The 24770-nt window shown below is 51.5% G+C and carries 21 protein-coding genes; 7 read left to right on the forward strand and 14 right to left on the reverse strand.

Going from position 1 to position 24770, the window contains the following annotated elements; translation table 11 throughout:
• Window positions 1-16 precede the first annotated feature (16 nt).
• Window positions 17-1594, forward strand: coding sequence for a sodium/proline symporter PutP (gene putP, locus L1S32_RS11735; RefSeq protein WP_278155283.1), 1578 nt, complete (start codon window positions 17-19; stop codon window positions 1592-1594).
• Window positions 1595-1808: 214 nt separating this feature from the next.
• Here putP and L1S32_RS11740 read toward each other — a convergent pair whose 3' ends face one another.
• The 3 genes from L1S32_RS11740 to L1S32_RS11750 form a co-directional block, all read right to left on the reverse strand.
• Window positions 1809-2450 carry a hypothetical protein gene (locus tag L1S32_RS11740; RefSeq protein WP_278155284.1) on the reverse strand — a complete coding sequence of 214 codons (642 nt, stop codon included), beginning with the start codon at window positions 2448-2450 and terminating at the stop codon, window positions 1809-1811.
• 352 nt (window positions 2451-2802) lie between these two features.
• Window positions 2803-3564, reverse strand: a complete 762-nt coding sequence (locus tag L1S32_RS11745; protein WP_278155285.1) for a nitroreductase family protein — start codon at window positions 3562-3564, stop codon at window positions 2803-2805.
• A 143-nt stretch (window positions 3565-3707) separates the two neighbouring features.
• Entirely contained in the window at window positions 3708-5630 is a 1923-nt protein-coding gene (locus L1S32_RS11750) for a PAS domain S-box protein (RefSeq protein ID WP_278155286.1), read from the reverse strand.
• 774 nt (window positions 5631-6404) lie between these two features.
• Between L1S32_RS11750 and L1S32_RS11755 the strand changes: the two genes are divergently transcribed.
• Window positions 6405-7598, forward strand: coding sequence for a cation:proton antiporter (locus L1S32_RS11755; RefSeq protein WP_278155287.1), 1194 nt, complete (start codon window positions 6405-6407; stop codon window positions 7596-7598).
• A gap of 265 nt (window positions 7599-7863) precedes the next feature.
• Entirely contained in the window at window positions 7864-9087 is a 1224-nt protein-coding gene (locus L1S32_RS11760) for an NADP-dependent malic enzyme (protein WP_278155288.1), read from the forward strand.
• Between the two features lie 166 nt (window positions 9088-9253).
• On the opposite strand, the gene L1S32_RS11765 is transcribed toward L1S32_RS11760, so the two are convergent.
• Window positions 9254-10948: a bifunctional UDP-sugar hydrolase/5'-nucleotidase gene (locus L1S32_RS11765; protein WP_278155289.1), complete on the reverse strand. Its 1695-nt coding sequence runs from the start codon at window positions 10946-10948 to the stop codon at window positions 9254-9256.
• Between the two features lie 400 nt (window positions 10949-11348).
• Here L1S32_RS11765 and L1S32_RS11770 point away from each other — a divergent pair, with 400 nt between their 5' ends.
• Window positions 11349-12677: an acetyl ornithine aminotransferase family protein gene (locus tag L1S32_RS11770; RefSeq protein WP_278155290.1), complete on the forward strand. Its 1329-nt coding sequence runs from the start codon at window positions 11349-11351 to the stop codon at window positions 12675-12677.
• 136 nt (window positions 12678-12813) lie between these two features.
• On the opposite strand, the gene L1S32_RS11775 is transcribed toward L1S32_RS11770, so the two are convergent.
• The 6 genes from L1S32_RS11775 to L1S32_RS11800 form a co-directional block, all read right to left on the reverse strand.
• Window positions 12814-13566: an ABC transporter permease gene (locus L1S32_RS11775; RefSeq protein ID WP_278155291.1), complete on the reverse strand. Its 753-nt coding sequence runs from the start codon at window positions 13564-13566 to the stop codon at window positions 12814-12816.
• Complete coding sequence (locus L1S32_RS11780) at window positions 13567-14547, reverse strand: ATP-binding cassette domain-containing protein (protein ID WP_278155292.1); 981 nt, start codon at window positions 14545-14547, stop codon at window positions 13567-13569.
• Window positions 14544-15047 (reverse strand): PadR family transcriptional regulator, encoded by a 504-nt coding sequence (locus L1S32_RS11785; RefSeq protein ID WP_278155293.1) that lies wholly within the window; start codon window positions 15045-15047, stop codon window positions 14544-14546. The genes L1S32_RS11780 and L1S32_RS11785 overlap by 4 nt, the downstream gene beginning before the upstream one ends.
• Before the next feature lie 248 nt (window positions 15048-15295).
• Window positions 15296-16096: a glycosyltransferase gene (locus tag L1S32_RS11790; RefSeq protein ID WP_278155294.1), complete on the reverse strand. Its 801-nt coding sequence runs from the start codon at window positions 16094-16096 to the stop codon at window positions 15296-15298.
• A 5-nt stretch (window positions 16097-16101) separates the two neighbouring features.
• A complete protein-coding gene (locus L1S32_RS11795) occupies window positions 16102-16941 on the reverse strand; it encodes a UbiA prenyltransferase family protein (protein WP_278155295.1) in 840 nt (279 codons plus the stop codon).
• 49 nt (window positions 16942-16990) lie between these two features.
• Window positions 16991-17692, reverse strand: a complete 702-nt coding sequence (locus tag L1S32_RS11800) for a TetR/AcrR family transcriptional regulator (RefSeq protein ID WP_278155296.1) — start codon at window positions 17690-17692, stop codon at window positions 16991-16993.
• A 397-nt stretch (window positions 17693-18089) separates the two neighbouring features.
• On the opposite strand from L1S32_RS11800, the gene L1S32_RS11805 reads away from it, so the two are divergent.
• On the forward strand, window positions 18090-19238 hold the full coding sequence (locus L1S32_RS11805) for an iron-containing alcohol dehydrogenase (RefSeq protein WP_278155297.1): 1149 nt from the start codon (window positions 18090-18092) through the stop codon (window positions 19236-19238).
• 185 nt (window positions 19239-19423) lie between these two features.
• On the opposite strand, the gene L1S32_RS11810 is transcribed toward L1S32_RS11805, so the two are convergent.
• From L1S32_RS11810 to L1S32_RS11820, 3 genes are all read right to left on the reverse strand, one after another.
• Window positions 19424-20914 (reverse strand): RNB domain-containing ribonuclease, encoded by a 1491-nt coding sequence (locus L1S32_RS11810; RefSeq protein WP_278155298.1) that lies wholly within the window; start codon window positions 20912-20914, stop codon window positions 19424-19426.
• A 155-nt stretch (window positions 20915-21069) separates the two neighbouring features.
• Window positions 21070-21897: a mechanosensitive ion channel family protein gene (locus L1S32_RS11815; RefSeq protein WP_278155299.1), complete on the reverse strand. Its 828-nt coding sequence runs from the start codon at window positions 21895-21897 to the stop codon at window positions 21070-21072.
• 331 nt (window positions 21898-22228) lie between these two features.
• Complete coding sequence (locus L1S32_RS11820) at window positions 22229-22483, reverse strand: RNA-binding protein (protein ID WP_278155300.1); 255 nt, start codon at window positions 22481-22483, stop codon at window positions 22229-22231.
• A 280-nt stretch (window positions 22484-22763) separates the two neighbouring features.
• On the opposite strand from L1S32_RS11820, the gene L1S32_RS11825 reads away from it, so the two are divergent.
• Window positions 22764-23579, forward strand: coding sequence for an ATP-binding cassette domain-containing protein (locus L1S32_RS11825; RefSeq protein ID WP_278155301.1), 816 nt, complete (start codon window positions 22764-22766; stop codon window positions 23577-23579).
• Between the two features lie 60 nt (window positions 23580-23639).
• Here the strand turns inward: L1S32_RS11825 and L1S32_RS11830 are convergent, their stop codons facing one another.
• The gene (locus L1S32_RS11830; RefSeq protein ID WP_278155302.1) at window positions 23640-23888 is read right to left on the reverse strand and encodes a DUF504 domain-containing protein; all 249 of its coding nucleotides are present in this window, start codon (window positions 23886-23888) and stop codon (window positions 23640-23642) included.
• A 98-nt stretch (window positions 23889-23986) separates the two neighbouring features.
• Between L1S32_RS11830 and L1S32_RS11835 the strand changes: the two genes are divergently transcribed.
• A complete protein-coding gene (locus L1S32_RS11835; protein ID WP_278155303.1) occupies window positions 23987-24652 on the forward strand; it encodes a dihydrofolate reductase family protein in 666 nt (221 codons plus the stop codon).
• Window positions 24653-24770: the final 118 nt, after the last annotated feature.

Genomic DNA, 24770 nt, shown 5'->3' on the forward strand with positions numbered 1-24770 from the left:
ATAATTAATCGCAGAAATGTATGAGCTGAATGTCTTCCGTATCCCATATTATCCCGGACCGGATATTTCAGCAGTCGGATGTATTGGTTTAGGTGGTACTATGGAAATAAACAATATCGAAATTATCGCTGCATTTGTTGTCTATCTCAGCGTAATGGTCACAATCGGATTTTTGTATTATAAGAAGACGACAACGGTGAGCGATTATATTCTCGGTGGGCGAGGACTCAACCGGTATGTAACGGCCCTGAGTGCCGAGGCATCGGATATGAGCGGGTGGCTCCTGATTGGGCTGCCAGGGCTTGCATACCTGACCGGGATGTCAGCCGCATGGGTGGCACTCGGTCTGATTATCGGAACATTCCTGAACTGGAAGTTTGTTGCAAAGCGGTTGAGGATTTATACCCAGTGTGCAAATGACTCGCTGACACTCCCCGATTTTTTCAGAAACCGTTTTGAGGATAAATCGGATATTATCGGCGGCATATCTGCGGTTTTTATCCTGATCTTCTTCCTCATCTACACATCTGCCCAGTTTGTGGCAGGCGGCAAACTCTTCAACACGGTTTTTGGTATTGACTATACAACCGCACTTCTCCTGGGATCGGCGATTGTCGTTTTATATACCTTTACCGGCGGTTTCAAGGCGGTCTGCCTGACTGATTTTATTCAGGGGTGCCTGATGTTCTTTGCACTGCTGATTGTGCCGATTGCCGCACTGGCGATTCTTGGCGGGCCCGGTGTTGTTGTTTCAGGTATTGGCGATATTAACCCGGCGCTCCTCAATCCGTTCCTTGACCCTGAAGGAAATCCCCTGACAATCATTGCGATTGCCTCGATGCTTGCCTGGGGACTGGGCTATTTCGGCCAGCCCCATATTCTCGTGCGGTTTATGGCAATCGAGAAGGCAGAACAGGTGCGTGAGGCGCGAACCGTTGCAATGGTATGGGTTATCGTCTCCCTGTGTGCCGCTGTTGCAATCGGCATCATCGGGCGGGTGTTTTTGAGCCAGCCTCTCATCGGTGCCGACTCAGAAACTGTTTTCATGGTGATGACCGGAGATGTGCTGTTCCCGTTCCTCGCAGGCATTGTCTTCTGCGGTATCCTTGCAGCAATCATGAGTACCGCGTCATCCCAGCTTCTCGTCAGTGCATCTGCTGTCTCACAGGACCTCTACACCTCCTTTTTCAAACAGAAGGCGACCGACCGTGAACTGATATGGATCAGCCGTATCTCCGTTCTTATTGTGGCAGTCTTTGCGATTCTTCTCGGACTTGACCCGGAGAGCTTTGTCTTTAACATCGTCTCCTATGCCTGGGCAGGGTTCGGGGCAACGTTTGGCCCGCTTCTTTTAATGGCCCTCTTCTGGAAGAGAACTACACGGCAGGGAGCTCTTGCAGGCATTGTTGTCGGTGGACTGACGGTTCTTCTCTGGAAACAGGTGGGGCTCTTTGGCATCTATGAAATTATTCCTGGGTTCATTCTCTCCCTTCTTGCCATCTATGTGGTCAGCAAAATGACTCCGCCGCCGGCTGATTCAATCACTCAGGTGTTTGATGAGACAGAACGGATAGCGAAAGAGTTTAGGAACTAATTTTTTTTTCGTAATGCAGGATACTTTCTGAGCGGAAAATAGTTCTGGGTTTCTTGGCCAGTGCCGTGGCACATGGTGCATGAGTGTTGATTATACACCGGCACGGTAGCGGACTGATATATTCCTGAACCGGAAATCCCTCATGAAATGATGCCGCTGGATAATAGGGAAAAAATGAGAATTCTATCCCCCTTTTTCCCGTTTCAGGTATTGGCTATGTTTGGCCGCCGCCGTTGCCGCCATCTTTCTGTGATGTTGAGGTGACCTTAACTGCACCGCTTCCCTGGTAAATGATCTTCTTAGATCCGTCAATCTTTGTTTTCTCCACAACAAAGAACATGCGTTCTACATCGGCATTCAGCCCGTCCAGATCCCTTACATAGAAGACATACTCCCATTTGTAGTCGTTTTCCCGATGGACCTTAGAATAGAGGGCTCCTACTTCCGGAGATGGCTGGTATGGCTCATCAGGGTGAGCAGGATCCGGCAGCCTGAGTGAGATCGTATATCTGGGATTACTCTCAAGATCGCCGAGTATGGTGACATCAAAATTCTCAATCGCTTGATCACTCTCATCTGTGATCGAAGCCCAGATTGGCTCGTTGTTTTCATCGGTCGTGAGGTAATTATATGGATTGCTGTACACCGCAACCCGGATCGGATAACCCGGAATTGTCGGAATGATCGCTGCCGGACGGTCTATATTCATCGGATGGGACTCCATCGGTGAAATTGCAATCCAGATATTATCTCCCGGATATAATGTGTTTGCAACTGGCTCCTCGTCCTCTGCCATTACGGGCACTGTCAGAAGACACAAGCCTATGGCGAGGATCAAAATTGTTAGTTTTTTCATACGCTTTTCCCCTTTACATACTGTTTTTTCAGGAGACTATGCCCTCCTGAAAAATACAGCCCTTACTCCGCATAATCATATATATGTGTATTTATGCGTTATTTGGAATAATCCTTTTTGGTGGCCTTTTTGTCAGATTGTGTCCCAATATTGGTTTTATTTCTGCATGGGGGTGCGTAATGTTTAAAATAGGAGTTTCAAATATATTTGTGCTATTTTGACTGTTTGTCATTGCCAGTACGGGGTAAGATGCTCCAGAGCATTCGGTATGCTCCCGAAAAAAGAATTTTTAGATCCATTTGATGCTCAGCGGATTTCTTTTGGGTGCGGCCCCGGTGCTCCGCTGTTTTGGCTACCCGAAGGTGAGGGCATATGAGGGGATGTAGCCTTCCGGAATCTCCAGTTCTTCCCGCATAGGGGGGAACTCCTCCATCGCGATCTTCAAAAATCCATTCCAGCAGGATGCGATGCCATATCCCTTTGCGACCAGTTCAAAGTAGGAAAGTGCAATGATTGGGTCTGCCTTTGTCCAGGTGCTCCCTTCGGGTATCATGGCGATAAGGAGGTGGGGTGCGCTATGACAGACAGCGTCTTCTCCCAGCCCCCATCGCCGGATGATGCCGTTGTACTGGAGAGAGTAGGGATGGTTTGGCCTCTTCTCCACCTCGGTCTTCATCCATTCTACGGTGTGCTCTGCAATCTTTTGCACCTTCTCCGGGTCATGGACGACAATCCATTTCACCCGCTGGCTGTTTGCTGCAGTCGGGCTGTAGCGGATGACATCCAGCATCTGTTCAATAAGTGCCCGTTTAAGCGGTTTTTTCCGGTAATGGCGGATTGACCTGCGGGTCTGAACAAATCTTGCGAGCTGGTCCGGTTTGATGTCGGGAGCCCGTTCATTCATGGATAACGGATATTCACCTTCGAAGTTTGTTTCCAGTGCATTAAACAGGCAGAATATCTCGCAGTGTCCGCATCTGACGCACTTGTCTTCGAGGTCTTTTGCAATCATCGGCAGTTTATTCTCTTTCATTGAGATGATTGACACCGGACAGACTTTTACGCACACTCCGCATTTCGTGCAGTCATCCTGGCTGACAGTGATGTTACTCATGCGTTACTAAATGGGCAGGACAGGATTTAATTGTTTACTCCGTAATCAATTTAACCTGGTGAATTGAGAATGTATTTTGCTTATTTTTTAGAATGGGGTCTATTTGTAGCTTATTTTCCCATTCTCCCGGATCTTGTCTGAATCTATCGCGGGCAGACCGGTGGATCAGTATTTCCTGATTGCAGGTCAGGAACAGATTCTGAGTCACGTCTCCACTTTCCTTCCGGTACCAAAATCTCGAATGAGGACCCTTTCCCGGGCACTCCGTTTTCCCGTATCGTGATCTCTGTTATAGCAAGAATCTCTGAAACCAGAAAGAGCCCCAGCCCGGTATTGGAGCCGGTATACCGATCAAATATCCTCTCTTTCATATCGGTGGGGACCCCGATCCCATCATCTGCGACGGTAATGATGCCGGTGGAGCCCTCGTTTCGGAATGAAACCTGGATCTGAGTGATTTTCTTCCCGTGGCGGACGGCATTGTCATAAAGATTCAGGAATACCTTCTCGAGCATATGGTCTGCATATACAAAGACGTCCTCCACATCAATGTCTGTCCTGATATTGCACGCATGAGACTGCATAAATGCCAGACCGGCAACCTTCCGAAGACTCTGCCACGCTGGTTTGATCTGTCCCAGATCCTGATAATCGCGGGTAAACTGTATCTGTTCCTCGATTTTATTGGTGACATCTATAATGGCATCGACATAGGCAGATGGCTGCTCTTCGGTAATGTCTTCTTTCAGGAACTCCTCCAGCATCAGAAGGGCGGTCAGCTGATTGAGGATGTCATGCCGGGTAATAGAAGAAAGCAGATTGAGTTTGTTGTTTGCCTCTAATATGGCATTTTCTGCATGTTTTATCTCTGTGACGTCCCTGCCCACCGACTGATATTCCATTACGCTGCCGTTCTCATCAAAGATGGCACGGTCACTCCATTGCTGCCACCGGATGGTGCCATCCGGCATCACAATTCTGTGTTCGATGGTTGCAACGGGATGGTTTATGGTAAGAGATTGCAGCATCTCTGTGATACGCACCAGATCCTCTTTCGGGATATCCGGCCTGAATTTCGCCTGTATGAATTCCTGACGCGGTTTATTAAAATAGCGGCAGTAGGCATCATTCGTAAATACGTGTGTGCCGTCCGGCAGAAACCGGCAGACAAATTCCGTCTGGTCTTCCACCACGGTCCGGTAGAGGGTTTCACTGGTCCGGATTTCATCCTCCATCTCTCTGCGCTGTGTGATGTCAGTTGCATGCACTGTTACACTCTGTACTACACCGTCTGCATTGAGCATGGGATCACAGGAGTAGTCCCAGACTCCCTGCCATACGAGTTCTGCTGTAAGGGATTTTCCCGTGGAAAATACCTGTTCGAGCCGTTCTTTCTGTATTTCTGAAATATCTTTCGGGAAGAGACTCCAGACTGATGTACCGAGAATCTCTGCACGTGTCTTTCCAAAACGGGCAGGGTATCCCTCATTCGAATCGAGTACGACACCGTTCCTGTCAAGAAGGACAATCGTTGAGGGAGATGAATCCAGAATGGAGCGTGCACGCCGCTCACTCTCCTGCAGCTGATTTCTGCTTATCGTGAGTGCATCAAGATTATGGCGGAGTTCTTCACTTCGGTTGATGAGCTCCCGGTTTGCCGCTTCGATTTCAGCATTTTTCCGCTCAATTATATCTTTTGCCTTTTTGTTATCAATCGCCTTCCGGATGGTATTGAACAGTTCAGCAAACTGTGCCTTTGGATGACCCCCCTTCTGGAGATAATAATCTGCTCCGGCATTGAATGCATCAATGACGACATCTTCCCGACCCCTTCCGGTGAAAATAATAAAGGGGGTGTCATCACCGCTGGTACGCAGGGCAGAGAGAAATTCAATGCCATTCATATCAGGCATTTCAAAGTCAGAGATGATAGCGTCGTATTTGGATGCCTCAAGTTTTTGAAACCCCTCGTCTGCAGAACCGGCAGTATCAATACTTAAGCCTCCTTCTCGCTGAAAATAGAGCTGCGTGGCATTTAAGAGCGCTTCTTCGTCATCTACATACAAAACGCGGTGATTTTGGGCGCTGGGATTGGTATTTTCCATATTCTTAGAATGTGAGTTGTCTATTCCTTGTCGTGATAAAACTATTGATAATTTTAATCCCATATATAATCATTACTGTGCTTATTTGGAATTTTGTATATATTAATTGTTTAAATTGCAAAATAATCCTTGCATTAAGAATTAAATGGTTATTTCCTGATGGAGGGTGTGCTAATCGGGATGATTTAGTAAACCCGTGCACAGAGTCCTCAGCATTGAACGGCGATATTTGTTTTACTTTCTCCTATCTGGAGGGTATCTGAAATTTTGGCATGTGAATACTCGTGCACTGAACGGGTCTGCTATGAATCGCAGAATAACTGCTGTTCTTCTATACATCTGACTTCTTTCGCAGTTTGCGACCGGGTCCGGCATTTCCGATCCGGTTTCGGCCGTACAGACATCTGTTTCCTTGAGGTGCATTCAATCGGTTCCATTTGTATAATTCGCCAGAGAAATTTCAGGCAATTTTCCGGCTGAGGACACATATCTCACGGTTTTGCAGAATGGAATTCCTCCTTTTTTCAATTTCCTGCCTTTCGCTTCGTGTATGGATATCTGTATTTTCACTGATTCCGGTATACCGCTGAGAATCTGTGGATGAACCGGAGGGAAATGGCAGGTTTGCAGGCTCTTTTCCGGGAGTGAATGCCGGGTGTTCGATGGGAACACAGATTTGCCCATCTGAAATTTTTCGCCAATAAACTGATATGTCTGACTGACCCATACACTGGGATGAGTGCCGGGATAGTGCCACCTGTGGAACTTCAGATGACGCTCCTGCTTTTCTTTGCTCTTGCAGGCTATCTTCTTGCGTCGAGGATCAATCAGTCAGCAGTTGTCGGTGAGATATTGCTTGGCTTAATTGTCGGTCCTTCTGTTCTGGGATTAATAACCTATACGGAGTTCGTCCAGGCGATTGCCGGACTGGGTGCTGTCATCCTCATGTTTGTTATTGGGTTTGAGTTTAAAATCGAGGACCTGACAAATGCGAAGTACGGAATAATCGGAATAATCGGAATCATTGTCCCATGGTTAGGCGGCTATGGTGCCTCAGTAGCCTTTGGGTTCAGTCATGAAAGTGCCCTTTTCATCGGGACGGCGCTTACTGCGACGTCCATCGCCATAACGGCCAACGTCCTGAAGGAGATGTGCATCTTAGACACCGAATTTGCAAAGGCGATCATCGGCACAGCGGTTATTGACGATATCCTCAGTCTTCTTGCACTTTCGATAACGGCAGATGTCGCATCAGGGACCTTCTCGATAGAGAGCCTTGCTTTTATCATCATAAAACAGGTCGGATTCCTGATTCTTATCGCCCTGATTGGCCTCCTTGTAATCTCAAAGATGATCGTCAAAATGGACCAGAGCCCGATTGCACAACGCTACCCCGAGTTTGTGTTCATATTTGCGGTGATGATCGCATTCCTCTTTGCCGCGATGTCCGAGTTTATCGGGATATCTGCTATTATCGGGGCGTTCATTGCAGGTGTTTCCTTTAACGGCATCAACCTGATACACAGCCGGGACATCGCAGAGGGTGCGGAATATCTCTATATCATATTTGCCTCAGTCTTCTTCGTATCGCTGGGCATACTGGTCGATTTAACGGCACTGACCGTTCCGGTGCTTCTTTTTATCACCGTTATTACGGTAATTGCGATTGTCACAAAAGTGGTCGGCTGTGGTATTCCTGCGCGACTGCTCGGGTATTCCAACAGAGACTCCCTTGCTATCGGGTTCGGTATGTCGCCGAGGGGGGAGGTGGCGATGATCGTCGCCCTCCTCGGTCTGAACCTCTCGCTCATCGGGCAGGATATCTATGCCTCAATCGTCGTGATGAGCATTCTGACGACGGTCATAACACCGCTTGCATTCAGAAACTGGCTCTTCAAAAAGGAGGTCGCCGCATGCAGGGCGGAGTAATATTCACCACTGCATTTTGCGGCACGGTGTGATTTTCTCTGCTGATTCCCGGTCATGGTGCAACCGGAATCCGGCAGATATCCCCTTATAATCTGTTCTGCAATGGTTTTTCCGCCTGCCAAAAGAGGAATCTCTGGGACATTTATTCACACGATTCAGCAAAGACCCTGTCTCTCTCCGGCTCTCAGGTGGCGGAGATGAATGGCAATCAGGCTATGCGAAAGACCATATATCTCCTCTCCCGATCTCCGTCTCATGCGGAGGGATGTGTCTGGCTGGTGAGAAGGAGAGTGGGGAGGATATCTATCGTGAGGCGCTTGAACTGCACAGAGAGCACCGGGGGAAGATTGAGACACGGGTGAAGGTGCCGCTTTCAACCAGAAACGATCTCTCCCGGGCGTATTCACCGGGTGTAGCGGCGGTCTGCCGGGGAATCCGGACATATCCGATGTCAGCATACCGTCTGACGATGAAGGGCAATGCCATTGCGATTGTCACCGACGGGTCGGCGGTGCTTGGACTGGGCAATATCGGCGGCCTTGCGGCAGTGCCGGTGATGGAGGGGAAAGCTGCGATCTTCAGAGAATTTGCAGGGATCGATGCATATCCTGTCTGTTTTGATACGTATTTCCCCGGCATCACCGATGCGATACGCCATATCGCCCCGGCATTCGGGGGCATTAATCTGGAGGACATTGCCGCACCGCACTGCTTCCAGATTGAGGATGATCTGCAGGATATTGGCATTCCGGTGATGCACGATGACCAGCACGGGACGGCGATAACGGTGCTTGCGGCTCTCATTAACGCCTGCCGGGTGACCGGAAAGGAGTTTGCAGACCTCAGGATCGTGATCTCCGGTGCCGGTGCCGCCGGGTATGCCATCGCCCGGATCCTCCGGTGCATTGGCTACAGCGCCGATCTCTGTGACATGGTCGGTGACATCATTGTCTGTGACCGGCAGGGAATAATTCACCGGAAGCGGGCCGGGCTGTACAGGAACAAATACAAGTTCATTCTTGCCAGTGACACCAACCGGGCGGGGATGACGGGCACCTTAGCAGATGCCGTTGAGGGTGCAGATGTATTCATCGGTGTGTCAGCCCCTGCACTCCTGACAGAAGCGATGATACAAACCATGAATGACAACCCAATCGTCTTTGCGATGGCAAATCCGGTCCCTGAGATTTGGCCGGAGGCGGCCCGGCAGGGAGGAGCCCGCATCGTCGGGACCGGCAGAAGCGATTATCCGAACCAGATCAATAATGCACTGGCCTTCCCCGGTGTCTTCCGCGGTGCCCTCGATGCCAGTGCGACAGGCATCTCAGACGAGATGAAGGTGGCGGCAGCTGAAGCACTAGCCCGGTATCATACACATCCGACAGAGGAGGATCTGATGCCCTCCGTTCTTGACCGTGGTCTGGTGCAGGCGGTGGCGGCTGCGGTGCGGGAGGCGGCGTTTGCGAGTGGGTGCGGGAGGGAGGTGTGAAGAACCGGATAAAACGCCTCAATAAACGTTTGTATCTGCGAACAAATGTTCGCCATTACAAACAATGTACGGAAAAATATGGGCAGATGCCACCTGTCAAAATCACATCCTGAGATGCTTGAGAAAAAGGGTATAATAAGGGAGTATTTCCTCCAGGATCTCTTTGTCACTGCACAACCATAATCCTGCCATCCGTCCCCGGTGATATTGGAGAATTCTTCTCAATATCACCCGCAACAAGATCCATCAGGTTAATCTCGGTGTTAAATTTCCTCGCATCCGGAATGGCACCAAGGTTTGTGTACCCGTCCCCTCCGCCGGCCATGTAATCGTTCACTGCAACCGTGTAGCTCTTCTCCATATCAATCGGCACCACGCCCCCGGACTCCGTCACAACCGAGAGGTTTTCGATCCTCTCTCCCGCAGATTTCACCGTGTCCGTGTCATAGTCAATGCAGAAGGAATCCGCCCCGGTATTGATGGTAAACCGTATGCCTGACACCTGCAAAAATCCTCCCGATGGCGCCCGTTCATCCCCGGGGCATCCGTCGCCGGTGACGATAAGTGCGGATGCGGACCGCTCAAGCGTCTCTTTTATCTCACTCCCGGTCATCTGCACCGTTACAATAAGATTTTCGTACGGGAATATCTCATTCAGGGTAAGGTACGATATCTCCCCGGCCGGAATGATACAGTCGCCTCGTATCGCCCCTGAATTGAGGAGCGCAATGTCAACGCCGGGGATGTTTTCACGGACGGCATCCGTGATGAAATCTCCGGCATTTGTCTCCCCTGTTCGCAGTGTCTGTTTCTGAACATCAAGGGAGACCGTCGAATACCCGATGCCTTTGGACAGGCTCTCGGTATATCTATCGTAATACGGTGCCACAAACGAGGTGACGGACGCATCATCCGGCAGTGCCTCCGTGATCTCATACCGCTGAAGTGTTGTTCCGGTAACGACGCCGTTTTCAAGGGTTATATCGACAGTGTCCATCTCCTCGCCGTATTTTCCAGCATGGACGATGAGCGTCTCGCTGCCGTCACCGGAAAATACCGTCTCGTTCCAGACGAGATGGTCATGGCCCCCGATGATCAGGTCAATGCCCGGAACGGATCTGGCAAGGAGGGTATCCTCATCCCTGTCCTGATGAGTGAGGGCGATAATGATGTCGGCTCCCTCATCCTTGAGGGATTTCACCGCTGCATTTCCGATTTCAACCGTGTTTTCATGCAGTATGACATCATCATCAAGGATAACGATTTTTTCAAGCTGGGGGGTTATAATGCCGAATACTCCCACCTGTACCCCGCCGGCGTCAAGAATGATGTAATCCTTCACCGTATCGTTGAACGTGGCGTCCGTGAAATCAAGATTGGCACAGATGACTGGGTAGGACGCATTCGTGGCCCATTCCTCAAAGAATCCGGTTGAAAAATCAAATGCATGGTTTCCGGGTACGGCTGCGTCAACTCCTGCCATTGAATAGGCAGTCACCTCGGGGATTCCCGTGTACATATGGTAGAAGCTGCCCTCGCCGAGATCGCCTGCAAAGAGATACAGGGTGGTATCGTTTTCCTCACCCAGCCTGTCTGCCAGCGCACTGACTCTTCCGATGCGTGTGCCGGTATCGGTATCACTCATTGCACCGAGATGGCTGTGAATATCTGGTGTGGTTAGTATTCTGATCGTCCCCGAAAAGGGTGAATCGGGGGAATTGTTCTTTTGCCCTGCATCTGTGCCGAAAAATCCTATCCCGCCGCCAATACCGGTTGAAAGGACGGATAAGAGGATGATTGCAATCACCACCACTGCAAGGATGATGACCTGAATGTACCGTATGACCGATGATCTCTGCATTGTTATCTCACCAAAACATTACAGTTGATTTTTGCCCGACAAAATCCGGTGGCCGGCACCTGATGCCGGATGACACGCGAATCCGGGCCAAAACCATGCTGTACGTATTTTGTGAGTATTTGGAGTGGAGGGTTAAAATAATCAGTCAAATGGATGCTGCATTTATTTTTGGATGGGAGTGCCTGTTTTGTGATGGGCGAGCGTTTTTGTGCAGCTAGTTTTTGGATATCGACGTGATGGTTGTCCAATTCTGGTTTCTGCTCCAAATTTAGATTCATTCAAACAAATAAAAGTTATATGGGTTTCTATGGACAATTTATTTCGAAAATACCTGTTTATTGGCTCCCGTTCAGAGTTTGCCGGACGACGGGTATTATATACCGGAATCGTATCTTAGACCATGAAACCACTCATAGCAACCGTGCCCCCCGGCCCGAAGGCACAGGCCATTCTCCGCCGGGATGCAGGGGTCATCTCGCAGTCGATGGTGCGGGAATATCCGCTGGTCGTTGACCGGGCGGAGGGCATGAACCTCTGGGATGTGGACGGCAACCGCTACCTGGACTTCTCTGCAGGCATTGCCGTGATGAATCTCGGGTGGAACCACCCGGACGTCGTGCAGGCGGTCACCGACCAGGTGCGGAAGCTCTCCCATGGTGCATTTCTGGACTACTGCTCGGAAACACCCGTCCGGTTTGCGGAAAAACTCGTTTCCATGCTTCCGGGTGACCTGAACCGTGTATATCTCTCAAATTCCGGGGCCGAGACTATCGAGGCCGCCCTGAAACTGGCCCGCCATCACACCAAACGGAAATATTTCATCGCGTTTTACGGCGGATTTCATGGCCGGACCTACGGTGCGCTGAGCCTGACCGCATCCCGTGTCATCCAGCGCAAATATTTCGGCCCGTTTCTGCCGGTTATTCATGTACCCTATCCGAACCCCTACCGCCCGTTCGGATTTAAAACAGAGACCTGTGATGTGGATGTCATCCAGTACCTCGAAGAAGAGGTATTCCCGATGGAGGTCTCACCTGAAGAGGTGGCGGCGATTATCGTTGAACCCATTCAGGGCGAAGGGGGATATGTGGTGCCGCCCCGGACGTTTTTAAAACGCCTGCGTGAGGTCTGTGACAAATACGGCATTCTCCTCATCGTCGATGAGGTGCAGTCCGGATGTTTCCGGACCGGCACCTTCCTTGCCTCTGAACAGTTTGGCATCGTCCCTGACATTGTCTGCCTCTCAAAAGCCCTTGGCGGCGGGTTCCCGCTGGGTGTGACGGTAGCCTCAGAAGACGTGATGAACTGGCCGCCCGGCTCGCATGCGAGCACCTTTGGCGGGAATAATGCCGCCTGTGCGGCAGCCCTTGCCACGCTCACCGTCATGGACCGGCCCGGGTTTGGTGAGCATGTCACGGATATGGGGGAATACCTGATCGGGAAGCTGCGTGCCCTGCAGAAACGGCATGAGGTTATCGGCGATGTGCGGGGAATGGGCCTGATGGTCGGTGCAGAACTGGTCCGTAACCGGACGACAAAGGAGCCGGCAAAAGAGGAACGCACCCGTGTGTTGAATGAGTCTTTCAGGCGTGGGCTCACGATGCTGCCTGCGGGAGTTTCGGTTATCCGGTTCTGTCCGCCGCTGGTGATTGAAAAACGGCATATTGATACCGGGATGGAAATTCTGGATCACTCGCTTGAACTGCTGCAGCCTGCGATTGTTGTCTGAGACAGGCGGCATCTGCCAGTTGGATGAAACCATGTGGCAGGAAAGGGGTTTTTACTCTTTCCCTGCCGTCCACCTATATTCCTGCTCCACTTTTTCTATTTTTAACCGGTTTTCCCGTTTTGTGCTGTATCATCCTTCAGATGGACGCCTTCCGGAAGAGCAGAGCACCTGCGACAATCATTATGACCGTGCAGGCACAGAGGGCTGTGAGGCAGATCAGGGGATGGATGGCAGATGTGCCCAGAAGACCGTAGCGGATGCCCTCCACGCCATAGGTGAGGGGGTCGATGAGCGTCAGGGGCACCACCCATTCCGGCAGGCTTTCAATGGGGAAGAGTGCGCCGGATAGCCCGAATATCGGGAAGACCACAAAGTTCATGATCAGCTGGAAGCCGTGCATGTCCTCCATCTTTGACGCAATGGCAATACCGAATGCCGCAAAGCAGATGCCGATGAGTGTCATGAAGAGAAAGGCGATGAGAAACCCTGCAACAGAGGGGATGCTCAGGCCGATGAAGAGCGATATGATGAGAATGAAGGCCCCCTGTATGACTGCGGTGGTGGCGCCGCCGAAGGTCTGGCCGAGCATGATCTCAAGGCGGGAGACGGGTGCCACAAGCGTCTCTTTCAGGAACCCGAACTGTTTGTCCCAGATTATCTGTATGCCGGAGAAGACCGAGGTGAAGAGTACACTCATCGCAATGATGCCGGGAATCAGAAACTGGATGTAGTTCTCCCCGGTGCTGCCCGGTATCTGCACGACCGAATTCAGCCCGAATCCCAAGGCAAGAAGGAAGAAGACCGGCATGCCCAGACTCCCGACAATCCTGCTCTTTGACCGGACGTAGCGCTTGACGCTGCGCAGCCAGAGCGTATAGACGATATCCATTTAATGCCTCCTCCCCATCATCATCCGTATCCGGTCGGTTGCCCCTGCCTCCTGCTCCCGGATGGTCTTTCCGGTGTAGTGCAAAAAGACATCCTCCAGCGTTGGCTTATGGATGGATACTGAGGTGATCTCATAGTTTCGCTCCCCGAACAGCCGGATGAGTTCTGCAATATGCTCCTCTGCGGACCGGAGGCGGATGGTTACCTGTCCGTCATGCTGCTCGGCACCGGAGATCCACGGAGCGGAGATTTCAGTGGCAATTCTCCCGGAATCAGGGGATGATACGGTTACCACATCCCCGCCAACGTGTTTTTTCAGCTCTTCCGGAGTGTCCATGGCAATGATGGTCCCCCGGTCGATGATGGCGATGCGGTCGCAGAGCCGGTCTGCTTCGTCCATGTAGTGAGTGGTGAGAATGATGGTGATGCCCTTTGTCCGGTTCAGGGTCTGGATGTACTCCCAGAGATGGTTGCGGGTCTGGGGGTCAAGGCCGAGGGTCGGCTCGTCCAGAAAGAGAACCGCCGGTTCGTGCAGGAGGCCGCGGGCAATTTCAAGACGGCGCCGCATGCCGCCGGAGAAGGTCTTCACCAGGCTGTCTTTTCGTTCGTTCAGCTCCACAAGGTGCAGGAGTTCTGTTGTCCGCTCTTCCCGGACTTTTTTCGGGATGCGGTACAGCCGGCCGTGGAAGTCCATGTTCTCCCACGCAGTCAGCTCCTCATCAAGGCTCTGGTCCTGAAAAACAATACCGATGGATTTCCGCACGCCGTCCTGATCCCCCTGAATGTCGATGCCATTGACAAGAGCCCTGCCCGATGTCGGTTCCAGAAGTGTGGAGAGCATGGAGATTGTCGTGGTCTTTCCGGCACCGTTCGGGCCCAAAAGGCCGAATATCTCTCCTTGTATGATATCAAAGGAGACCGAATCAACCGCTGTGAAATCCCCGAACCGTTTGGTGAGCTTCTCTACCTGAATCGCGTTCATTTCTCTTCCTCCTCCTCTTTCTCCAGTTCACCGAGGTCTCTCTTGCATTGCACAAGGATCTCTGCTGCTCTCTCCTGTTTCTCCTCCGGCAGGCCACGCACGCACTCCCGTATCTCCCATAATCTCTCTGCGAGGGAGGCACGCCCTTCCCCGAAGATCTCAGTGTGAATATTTCTGAGCAGCCGGACGTTTTCGCGTGACTGGTGCCTGCACTCCTTCATCTCCGAAAGGGTGGCCTCTCCGTCTTCTGTCAGGGCATAGATGGTCTTTGCCCGGGCCCCTGTCTCCTGCGGAGCAATAATCCCTTCATCTGCGAGTTGGCGGAGCATCGGGTAGATGGTCCCTTTGCTCGGCACCCATGCCCCTCCGGTTAACGCTTCAATTTCCCTGAGGAGGTCATAGCCGGTTTTTGGTTCGCGGTGCAGGGAATGCAGGACATACAGGGTGATCAAAGAGTGTGTATGCCCGTTTTGGGTGGTACATTTCAGCATGCCTTTCATGATCGATCACCGTTTGTTCATACGCTTCCGGTATGACGTGTTCATTACTGAACGGTTCACTAATGAACTATCGGTTGGCGCATACTTAAAGGATATGGATGCCAGCAGAGATTTTTGTGGGGATACGGAATGGGTTTGTGATTGTGGGAGCCTGTCGGGATGGCAGCAGTATGTAGTCTTCTGAACAGAAAAAAAAGGAACGGTGCGTTATTCAGGATGGACGGCATCCCGTTTGTCGCTTCAGTCTTTCAGTCGAATCGCGGACCGTTCAGGATTAATTTGCACCAGGCAGAAACAATCTTCATTCGTGTTTCTTTTAGTCCGCCGGGCTTAGTAAACCGCTGAAGCGAGATAGTACGCGGTTGAGGATATTTCAGGAGGCTATCATCACTTCCGGTGATATGGTAGTGATAAAATCCGGTAAGATAGATTCCGGTATACGGGACGATTCCTTTCATCCGGCGTGCAGAGGTGTGAACTGCGGTGCGGCGATTGTAGGTGCACCGTGCACCGGTATCTGTAAGACGCAGTGAAAGGTCATAGTCCTCGAGGATTGAGATATTCCGGTGACCGCCTGCCTTCATATACACATCTTTTTTCACCGCGAAATTAGACCCGATGAGCCAGTAAAACCCGAATGGGTGGAGCAGCAGGTAATACTGCCGCCATCCCTGTATGATGCATGAACGGATGGTACGGTTATAAAACCGGACCGGCCCCGTGCAGACATCATACCCGCCGGTGGTAAGTTCCTCCCGGATTGTCTCCAGCCAGGTTGAGGGGTGGCGGGTATCTGCATCGGTGAAGACAAGGATATTCCCGTTTGCCGCTGTGGCACCGTCCCCGCGTGCACCGCCGATGCCGGGGCGTTTCTGTGGGATTACCCGGTCTGCGATGGTGGCAGCGAGTTCACGGGTATTATCTGAAGAACCCCCGTCGACAACGATGATTTCATAGGCCTCCCTTGGGATGGTCTGGGCCGCAAGCGACTGCAGACATGCGAGAATGGTCTCTTCTTCATTGAGTGCGGGAATGATTACGGTTATCATGCGGTTCACCGGACCCGGAATATATGGTCATTCATCAGGAGACGGCAGCCTTTTCCGGCGGCAGGCACCAGCAGATCCCGGCAGCTGTAGAGGGGATAGATGATGAGGAAGATAAAAATCACCGCATTGATGGTGATATCTACCGCAAACCACCATGCCATCAGTTCAAGGGCCGCAAGGGAGAGCAGAGCCGTGATGCCCAGAAGGAGCACACCGTTTCGTAAACCGATGCCGACAACGGTGGTGTAGGTGGTGCCCAAATCCTCATGATAATCCATAATCTCGTGTGCAATCAGCGCTTCACAACAGATGAAGGTGCAGACAAGCGCCGCTGCAGCGGCAAGGGAGAATGGTCCCGGAATCCCGCCTCCGGCAAGTGCATAGCCCGCAAGAAACGGCAGTCCCCCGAACATCAGGCCATGGCAGATGATGTCTGCTGCGAACCGGTCCTTGAGCCTCGCTGGTGTTGCCGAATACAGGGTCAGGGCTATGAGGCAGAGGAGGGTACACACAAACCCGGGTCCCGAAATAAGAAGGGATGCCAGAAGCGGTATTCCTGCGAGCACCGCACACATTGCGATGGTCTCCCCTTTTGATACCACGTTGTCAGCAAACGGGTTTTTTCCCGTTTTTGTCTTTCCTGAATGTTTGCTGTCTATCTCTGCATCATACAGATTATTAATCACAAATCCGTATCCGGTGATGAAGAAGAAGAGTACAAAGACGGTAATAAGGTCGGGTGCGATGCCTGCTGCGAGGCATGCTCCAGCCAGCGGAAAGAGCGGATAAAATTTTATCCAGTCTCCTGTGCGGAGCATTTTCCGGTATCCCTGTAATTTGTCCATTCTGATGTTGTTCCTGTATTGTTGTATGCCTGAAGATTATTGTCCGGGATTATGTGCCCGGTACTCCTGTGTTTTTGTCAGAAAAACTCTGATGGCGTGAGGCGGTTGCAGGCCCCCTGTATGGCGGTATGCCATTTCCCGTCTCCTCTCCTTTTTCTGCCGGTGTCACTGTTTTTTGCTCCATTCCGCACCACATTGACGCAACCGACTGTTCAATGGTCTCCTCGATGTCACTCTGCAGTCTGCCGAAGGTGTGCAGGTGGATGAGCATAAAGTTCGGGTACCAGAAATGAGCCAGAAACACCTCCCGGTTAATCCCTTTGAGTATTCCACGGGACACCGCTTTCTGGTAGAGCTCGTCAAGGGCGGAAAAGCGGATCACCGCTTCCTCTTTTGCCTTCCCTGTGATGTTCGGGGAAGAGGAGAACTGTTCAAAGAAGATAGTCTTTTTTGGATTTTCAAACATCCAGTGGAGCACCTGCCGCTTCACATTTTTAATCTGCTCTTCAACCGGTATCTCCGGACGGATTGCCTCATCCACCGCATCGGCGAGTGCCCGGTGAATGGAGGAATAGAGCGTATCAATCAGCTCTTCTTTTGTCCGGAAGTATCGGAAGAGCGTCCCCGCCGAAACCCCGGCACGGTCTGATATCTGCTGTGTCGGGGTTGCATGAAACCCCTGTGTTGAAAAGAGATCAACCGCCGCTTCCATCAGGGCCCTCCGTTTTTCTTCTGATAAATGCCTGCTCACACCATCCCTCCTATTTTTCCGTGCATTACTGCGGATGCAATAATAATTTCATCTCCCTGTTTAAATGAGTAACTACTCACTCATTGGGATTTACGCCGAAAATGGATATTTATTTGAAAAATGGAGTGAATTCTGTCTTGTATCGCATTATCCGGTACGAATATCCGGTATTCCGGTGGTTTTATGGGAAGCCGGTCTCTTCTGCTCTCTCCCGTTCACTTCCCCTTGTTTCCCTGTATGATATACTATCCCTGATTGGAACGGGGTTGCAGTATTCCTGTGCCATGTCCCTGACCATTCTCTCCGGAACCGGATCCGACCTGCGGTATCACTATATATTCCGGGAATGTATGGGGTGGTGCGGGCACAGGAGATGTGCCAACCGGAGGGAATGGAGATGGTGTACACGTTTTATAACCCTAAAATCGCTCTGATGGGGGCGGGGTGCGTAAAGGAGATTGGAAACCAGGCAAAACAGATCGGAGGGACAAAAGCCCTTATTGTCTGCGGAGTTTCAAAACACGGGAAAGAACTGGCTGAAAATGTTGCAACACTTCTGAAGGGTTCCGGTGTCGCATCCGCTGTCTTTGCGGGAGCAGAACCCAATCCCACAGACACCAGTGTGCATGCCGGTGCAGAGATGTATGCGCGTGAATCATGTGATATGATTGTGGCCGTCGGGGGCGGCAGCCCGATGGACTGTGCGAAAGGTATCGGTGTACTTGCGACAAATGGCGGGAAAATCAGTGATTATGAAGGTATGGGGCACAATCTGAAACCCCTTCCGCCGCTTATTACTGTGAACACTACTGCCGGCACCGCAAGTGAGATGACCAGCTTCTCCATCATCACTGACACGGACCGGCATATCAAAATGGCGCTGGTTGACTGGAGGCTTACCCCTGATGTGGCGATCAATGATCCCGAACTGATGGTGAGTATGCCGCCGTCTCTGACTGCGGCAACCGGCATGGATGCCCTGACACACTCGGTTGAGGCATTTGTCTCGACAATTGCGACACCGGTCACTGATGCCGCGGCGCTGAAGTCAATTGAACTGATTGCTGCATATCTCCCGCAGGCGGTGAAGGATGGAACGGACATGGAGGCCCGTGAGATGATGGCGTATGCAGAATATCTCGCCGGCATTGCCTTTAATAACGCAAGCCTCGGGTATGTGCATGCGATGGCACACCAGCTCGGCGGATTCTATAACCTCCCGCATGGTGTCTGCAATGCAATTCTTCTGCCGTATGTGCAGGCCTTTAATAAAGAGGCTGTACCCGAACGGTTTGTCCTCATCGGACGGGCCATGGGGGTGGATGTGTCAGGGATGAGCACAGAAGAAGCGGCTGAGGCGACCATCGATGCCATAAAGGACCTCGCCGCTGCAATCGGTATCCCGTCCGGCCTTGCCGAAATCGGTGCAAAGGATGAGGACCTTCCGGTGCTTGCAGAGAATGCCATGAAGGATGTCTGCGGCCTGACCAATCCAAGAGAGGCAGGTCTGGATGATATTATTGCCATCTACCGGGATGCGATGTGACCCGTCGGGGGTGGTCACTTTCATGCCCATTTTCTGCGTAAAGGTATCATTATTTTGCGCTGTCCTGCACTGTTCGGCAGAAATCTGTGTTTTTCAGAGCCCTGCACCGATGCAGACCTGAAACGCACCGCGGAGTGAACCAAAGACGTCAGGAAGATTAGCTGGTGCCTCCGGGAAAAAGAGGATTATCCGAATCTTCGTACACCCGGCCGTTTCGCGGTGCATTCAAAATCGACATATCCGTTATACGGATCTGTGTGAATGAGGCGCACCATGACTTTATGGCCCACTTTCAGGCACCCTTCGCCCCGCATCACCCTGCCTTCCACGGCCGGGGTGATGAGCCTGACATATGTACCCCTTTCCGAGGCGCCGGTGACAAAGGCCTCGAATGTCTCCCCGATTCTGTCCTGAAGAAGCACGGCCGCCTCTGCCTTGCGCATGAACCGTTCGACCTTCTTGGAGCCTTTGTCCCGTTCGGATAGCCATTCCGCATCCTCCTCCAGATCTTCGAAGGTATACGGGCATTCTTTCCGGTCAAGGACCGATTTTATAAGCCGCTGGATGATGAGGTCTGCGTATCGCCGGTTTGGTGCAGTTGAATGGGTGTAGTCAGTGACCGCAAGTCCGAAGTGGCCAACGGGTTTTTTGCGTGGATCGCGGGCCATGTATTCCCCCGGCCCCATCAGTTTGACGATGGTCAGTGAGAGATCAGGAAATGTTTCGGGGCTTCTCTCCAGTTCGTTTTTCAGGAACAGGGAGAGTGATTTGGCATCCGGATGTTTTGACAGTTTCCAGCCGTATTCCGCTGCGGTGTCAACAATTTCATCCCAGTATTTCGGGGTGACGACAACCCGTTCGATCATGGGCAGTCCGGCCTCTTCAAGGAATGCAACCGTTGTCCCGTTGGCTGCGACCATGAACTCCTCAATCACCTGCCGGGCAAGGTCCTGACGCTGGATCACAAGGTCTCTGACCCGGCCTTCCTCGACCACCGGCTCCGGCTCAATGGTCCTGAGGTCAAGGGCGCCATGCTCCATACGGCTGCGTCTCAGGCGCTGTGCTGCCTCGTGCTGCAGACGGATTTGCGCTTCGAGTTCCGGCACGTCCCGGACAGACGGAGGGATTTCGCGGGTTTCCTCCAGCCATTCCCCAACCTCCTCGTAGATGAGTTTGGCCTTGTTTGCGACAATGGCCCTGTAGATTTCTCCGTGCCGGGTGCTTCCGTCCGGGAGAACGGTGTACTCGATGACAACCGCCCTGCAGTCCTGTCCAGGCAGAAGGGAGGAGATGCCTTTGGAAAGCCGGTCGGGAAGCATGGGGAAGGTGACAATGCCGGTATAGACCGAGGTGCCGTTATAGGCGGCATACCGGTCTGTTTCCGAATGTTTCGGGACATACACATCGACGTCAGCGATGGCTATCTTTACCTCTATTTCGCCGTTTTCCCCCTCTTTACAGTACTCAATCTGGTCGAGATCCATGGAGTCAAAATTGTCGATGGACGACCAGAGGAGAGAGCGGAGGTCTCGAGTATCTCCTTCTCCTTCCTGAAACTCCGCTGTGATGGCATTTACTTCCTTAAGAACGGACCGGGGGAATTCGGGATTAAAATTAAATCTCTCCATCGTATCCAGTGCGATGGCGACGAGATCAACTTCCTGACGTTTCATCATGCTAATGTGAGATCATTCGTTTTATTGCATAAATATCTCTGGGCACCAATGGCGGAACTGCACTCTCCCCGGTGTTGGACCCGTCGGGAGACGGAAATTTGAGTTTATGCCGGTGCGGTATCGAATACTCAATAAAAAGCAGGATCGGGTTTGGCTCACCTCTGCGCGACATTGACATCCATCATTGGATATGGGATCTGAATGCCTGCATTGGTCAGTTCGGCGAATAGCGTCCGTTTCAGTTCTGATTCTGTAGGGTAATAGCCGTCGGTATCAGTCCATGCCCTCAGCTGAAGCGTAATGGAATACTCTGAAATCTCTCTGAACCGCACGTAGGGTTCGGGCTCAGCATGAATACCCCGGGTTTTGGATGCTGCGTTCAGTGCCACTTCTATTGCATTGCTGATGGTGGTGGTATACGCCACCTGATATGACATAACAATCATTCGGGTCGGCATCTTGGAGACGTTGACAATCGGGTTATTCCAGGCATTTCCGTTTGGGACAATAATACGGGTATTATCGACTTTTCTGAGTTCTGTCGCCATCATATTCATCTGTGTCACGTAGCCGTGATGCCCTGCAATGGTCACCTCATCATCGATGTCATAGGCCCGTGAAGAGGCGATCCAGACACCGGATGCCATGTTGTTAATGGTGTCTTTCATGCCGAAACCCAGGATAAAGGTAACAAGGGCACTGACACTGATGATGACCGCTTCGATATCTTCATCCAGGAATGCAAGGGCGATAAGGATCACCACAAGATACAGGAAAAACTTGATCGCATTGGTGATGTGGACCATCATCAACCGGGGAATCCGGACAGAATTTACTCCATAACTGGATATCTTCTTTCCGATAAAGTAGACAATGATAGATCCCAGAATAAGTGTAATGATTGCGAGTGTGATATTTTCTATCGGATTTTCAATAACGTTGTAAATATTGATTGTCGGGATGGGTATATCAGGTTCTAGCATGGGATTACCTTTGGCGAGTAACAGAGAGTTTTATATGTGGTTTTTTTTGTGGTGATTTATAAGCATTGGTTTGAATGTGGTTGTTTAAGGACTGCTTTGTCATCATAACGCCGGAAATCCTGCCGTCAGCAAATCCTATGCAGTTTTTCCTGAAATCAGGCACTATTCCTGTGACCTGACATGTATAGGTCCGTCCGGTGTTGCCCACCCGTATGCCGTCGGTGGTACACGAAGGCCGGGCAGGCAGATCAAAAAAGAGAGTGCAGAAAAGAGAGTGCAGGTGCCTCTCACAGATGTGTACACGGAGAGGCGGACGAACTGACTCTCTGGATTATGGTCTTCTCTCGTTCAGGTAGATCGGACGGGCGTCTTCAACCCGGAGGGTCCGCCCTTCGAACTCCTTTCCTGCCAGAGCCTCGCGTGCCTGTTCTGCCCCTTCAAGTGTTTCAAAAGTGACAAACCCGAATCCTCTGTCACGGATGACTTTTACATCGGTGAGTGTGCCGAACGAAGAAAAGACCTCCCTGAGATCATCTTCCGTCATTGAGTGCTTCAGGTTTCCAACGTACAGTTTGTGGCTTTCCATTTTGGCCCCCTTAAATAACAGGTGTAATCAGCACTATCCTCTATGAATGTTTTGGTAATGCGGAGCGGCGTTCTGGCGTATCTGTGACTGTTTGTGGAATTTAGCCTCATAACGTCCCGAATTTCCTCGTATGGCGTCGACAGGCTCTGCCCTGAACGAAATCATATCATTTGTTTATCAGAACCGGTATGCTCTTTCGGAATTGCGCATCCGGACACCATCCTTTTGTGTGGGAAAAGTTGATAGGGCCGGTTCCCGAAAGTGATCTGGCTGATACTCCATGCATGCCGTACATACTGCCTCAGATAGTCCCTCCCGTCCCCCGCTTCTGGAGTTTCGGGATGTGACCGTGATGAAGGGCCCGAAGAAACTGCTCGATTCTCTCACTGTTACCATTCAGGAAGGGGAGCATCTCGCCATTCTTGGTCCGAACGGCGCAGGTAAATCCTCGTTTATCAAAGCCATTACGCGGGATCATTATCCGCTCAGGGGAGAGGGAGTTCGGTTCCGCGTCTGCGGTAAGGATGTATGGCATGTTTCCGACCTCAGGTCGCATTTTGGGATTGTCTCGAATGAACTCCAGTATACCTTCACCCGTGAGATCACCGGACGCGATGTCGTTCTCTCCGGATTTTTTTCCAGCATCGGCCTCTGGTGGAATGAGGCGACGCCTGAAATGGAGCAGAAAACGGATGAAGTTCTCAGGTTCCTTGAGATCACCCACCTCGCCGACCGGCTGGTCACCACGATGTCCTCCGGCGAGGCCCGGCGGTTTCTGATTGGCCGGGCGCTGGTCCATGATCCAAAGGCACTGATCCTTGATGAACCGACATCGAGCCTCGATCTCCATGCCCTGCACACCTTCCGCGCCACCCTGAGAAAGATTGCGCAGGCAGGCACCGGCATCATCATGGTGACACACATGCTCTCAGATATCATCCCCGAGACGTCCCGTATCATCCTCATGAAGGACGGAAGGTTCTGCGGCGACGGGCCGAAGGCAAAGATGCTGACAGACGAGCGTATCGGCGGGCATTTTGGGGTGCCCTTGCATATCCGGGAAGAGGATGGCTGGTATTACGCGACCGGGTACTGATGTGATTTGGAGCGGCAGGGACTATCGGAGAGTGTGGATATTCAGACGCCGTAAACCTGGTTATGTCTGTTTTTCCCAGATGGGGATGCCCGCATAAGTGATGCGCAGAATCCGGTGATACGGTATCGGTGTGGTTCCAACGGTTGAAATCACTTCAAAATAGTAGCGGTCAAGATTGGTGATATACTCCCCTTCGGCAGCAGAACGGTTATTCGGTGCCCCCCGGTCGATATATTCCACCGTGGCTTTTTTCATGTCAAACTCCGGGTCATGCCAGAGGCGGAGGAGGAGGGCGTGGCTGGTGCGCATGATGGGAGATAGAGGTGGTACTGGTATTTCAGATTTACCGGCCGGGGGAAACAGTAAGGACCAAAAAGAATGAATCGTTCCCGGTATATATTTTGTTTATGCGTCCGTTCGTAATCATTCACAACAGTATCAGTCTTGATACAGCATATGTCGGATTTGATGTCGATCTTGGCATTCATTACGGGACCCTCCTCTCCTTTGAGCCGGATGCGCTTCTTGTGGGTTCTGCGACTGCCCTTTCGGGGATTGAGCTTGGCGGGGAGATGCCGTCTGAAGCTGAGTATGACATGATGCGACCGGAGATGCAGGAAGATGACCCACGGCCGGTCGGTGTTTTTGTTGACAGCAGAGGCCTGTTGATGAACAGACTGCATTTCTACCGGCGGTTGGAGCACATCAAAGATGTGATAGTGATGGTTTCAGAGACGACTCCCAAAGAGTACCTGGCGTATCTGGAGGAGCGTGAATATCCGTATATCCGGTCCGGGACAACACGCGTAAACATTCGGGAGGCACTTACTGAACTATCCGGCAGATTTGGATATTCAAAAGTCATCTCAGACAGCGGCGGACACCTGAACAGTCATCTCATCGAAGAGGGTATCGCCGATGAACTCAGCTTGCTTACCTTCCCGGTGCTGGCAGGCCGGGAGCATCCGAAGCTCTTTGAACAGCTGGAACGCCGTGTCACTCTGGAGTGCATCTCATCGTCCTTGCTTGATGGGGGAGTGCTTCACAGCAGATACCGGCTGCATCACAACTGATGTATACAATGGTAAGGGCAAGGAGATTGCCCTGTTTTGAGATCATTCGAATTAAATCCACATATCAGACAATTTATTCCCCAAATAATCTCTGTAGCTCTTCCCTTCGGGAATAAAT

Source organism: Methanogenium sp. S4BF (assembly GCF_029633965.1).
GTDB lineage: Archaea > Halobacteriota > Methanomicrobia > Methanomicrobiales > Methanomicrobiaceae > Methanogenium.

What these genes read in the sequence shown, in the direction of transcription:
- putP (WP_278155283.1), top strand. Translation starts at nt 17, where the DNA reads ATGTATGAGCTGAATGTCTTCCGTATCCCATATTATCCCGGACCGGAT.
- L1S32_RS11740 (WP_278155284.1), bottom strand. Translation starts at nt 2,450, where the DNA reads ATGAAAAAACTAACAATTTTGATCCTCGCCATAGGCTTGTGTCTTCTG.
- L1S32_RS11745 (WP_278155285.1), bottom strand. Translation starts at nt 3,564, where the DNA reads ATGAGTAACATCACTGTCAGCCAGGATGACTGCACGAAATGCGGAGTG.
- L1S32_RS11755 (WP_278155287.1), top strand. Translation starts at nt 6,405, where the DNA reads ATGAGTGCCGGGATAGTGCCACCTGTGGAACTTCAGATGACGCTCCTG.
- L1S32_RS11760 (WP_278155288.1), top strand. Translation starts at nt 7,864, where the DNA reads ATGTGTCTGGCTGGTGAGAAGGAGAGTGGGGAGGATATCTATCGTGAG.
- L1S32_RS11765 (WP_278155289.1), bottom strand. Translation starts at nt 10,948, where the DNA reads ATGCAGAGATCATCGGTCATACGGTACATTCAGGTCATCATCCTTGCA.
- L1S32_RS11770 (WP_278155290.1), top strand. Translation starts at nt 11,349, where the DNA reads ATGAAACCACTCATAGCAACCGTGCCCCCCGGCCCGAAGGCACAGGCC.
- L1S32_RS11775 (WP_278155291.1), bottom strand. Translation starts at nt 13,566, where the DNA reads ATGGATATCGTCTATACGCTCTGGCTGCGCAGCGTCAAGCGCTACGTC.
- L1S32_RS11780 (WP_278155292.1), bottom strand. Translation starts at nt 14,547, where the DNA reads ATGAACGCGATTCAGGTAGAGAAGCTCACCAAACGGTTCGGGGATTTC.
- L1S32_RS11785 (WP_278155293.1), bottom strand. Translation starts at nt 15,047, where the DNA reads ATGAAAGGCATGCTGAAATGTACCACCCAAAACGGGCATACACACTCT.
- L1S32_RS11790 (WP_278155294.1), bottom strand. Translation starts at nt 16,096, where the DNA reads ATGATAACCGTAATCATTCCCGCACTCAATGAAGAAGAGACCATTCTC.
- L1S32_RS11795 (WP_278155295.1), bottom strand. Translation starts at nt 16,941, where the DNA reads ATGGACAAATTACAGGGATACCGGAAAATGCTCCGCACAGGAGACTGG.
- L1S32_RS11805 (WP_278155297.1), top strand. Translation starts at nt 18,090, where the DNA reads ATGGTGTACACGTTTTATAACCCTAAAATCGCTCTGATGGGGGCGGGG.
- L1S32_RS11810 (WP_278155298.1), bottom strand. Translation starts at nt 20,914, where the DNA reads ATGATGAAACGTCAGGAAGTTGATCTCGTCGCCATCGCACTGGATACG.
- L1S32_RS11815 (WP_278155299.1), bottom strand. Translation starts at nt 21,897, where the DNA reads ATGCTAGAACCTGATATACCCATCCCGACAATCAATATTTACAACGTT.
- L1S32_RS11820 (WP_278155300.1), bottom strand. Translation starts at nt 22,483, where the DNA reads ATGGAAAGCCACAAACTGTACGTTGGAAACCTGAAGCACTCAATGACG.
- L1S32_RS11825 (WP_278155301.1), top strand. Translation starts at nt 22,764, where the DNA reads ATGCATGCCGTACATACTGCCTCAGATAGTCCCTCCCGTCCCCCGCTT.
- L1S32_RS11830 (WP_278155302.1), bottom strand. Translation starts at nt 23,888, where the DNA reads ATGCGCACCAGCCACGCCCTCCTCCTCCGCCTCTGGCATGACCCGGAG.
- L1S32_RS11835 (WP_278155303.1), top strand. Translation starts at nt 23,987, where the DNA reads ATGCGTCCGTTCGTAATCATTCACAACAGTATCAGTCTTGATACAGCA.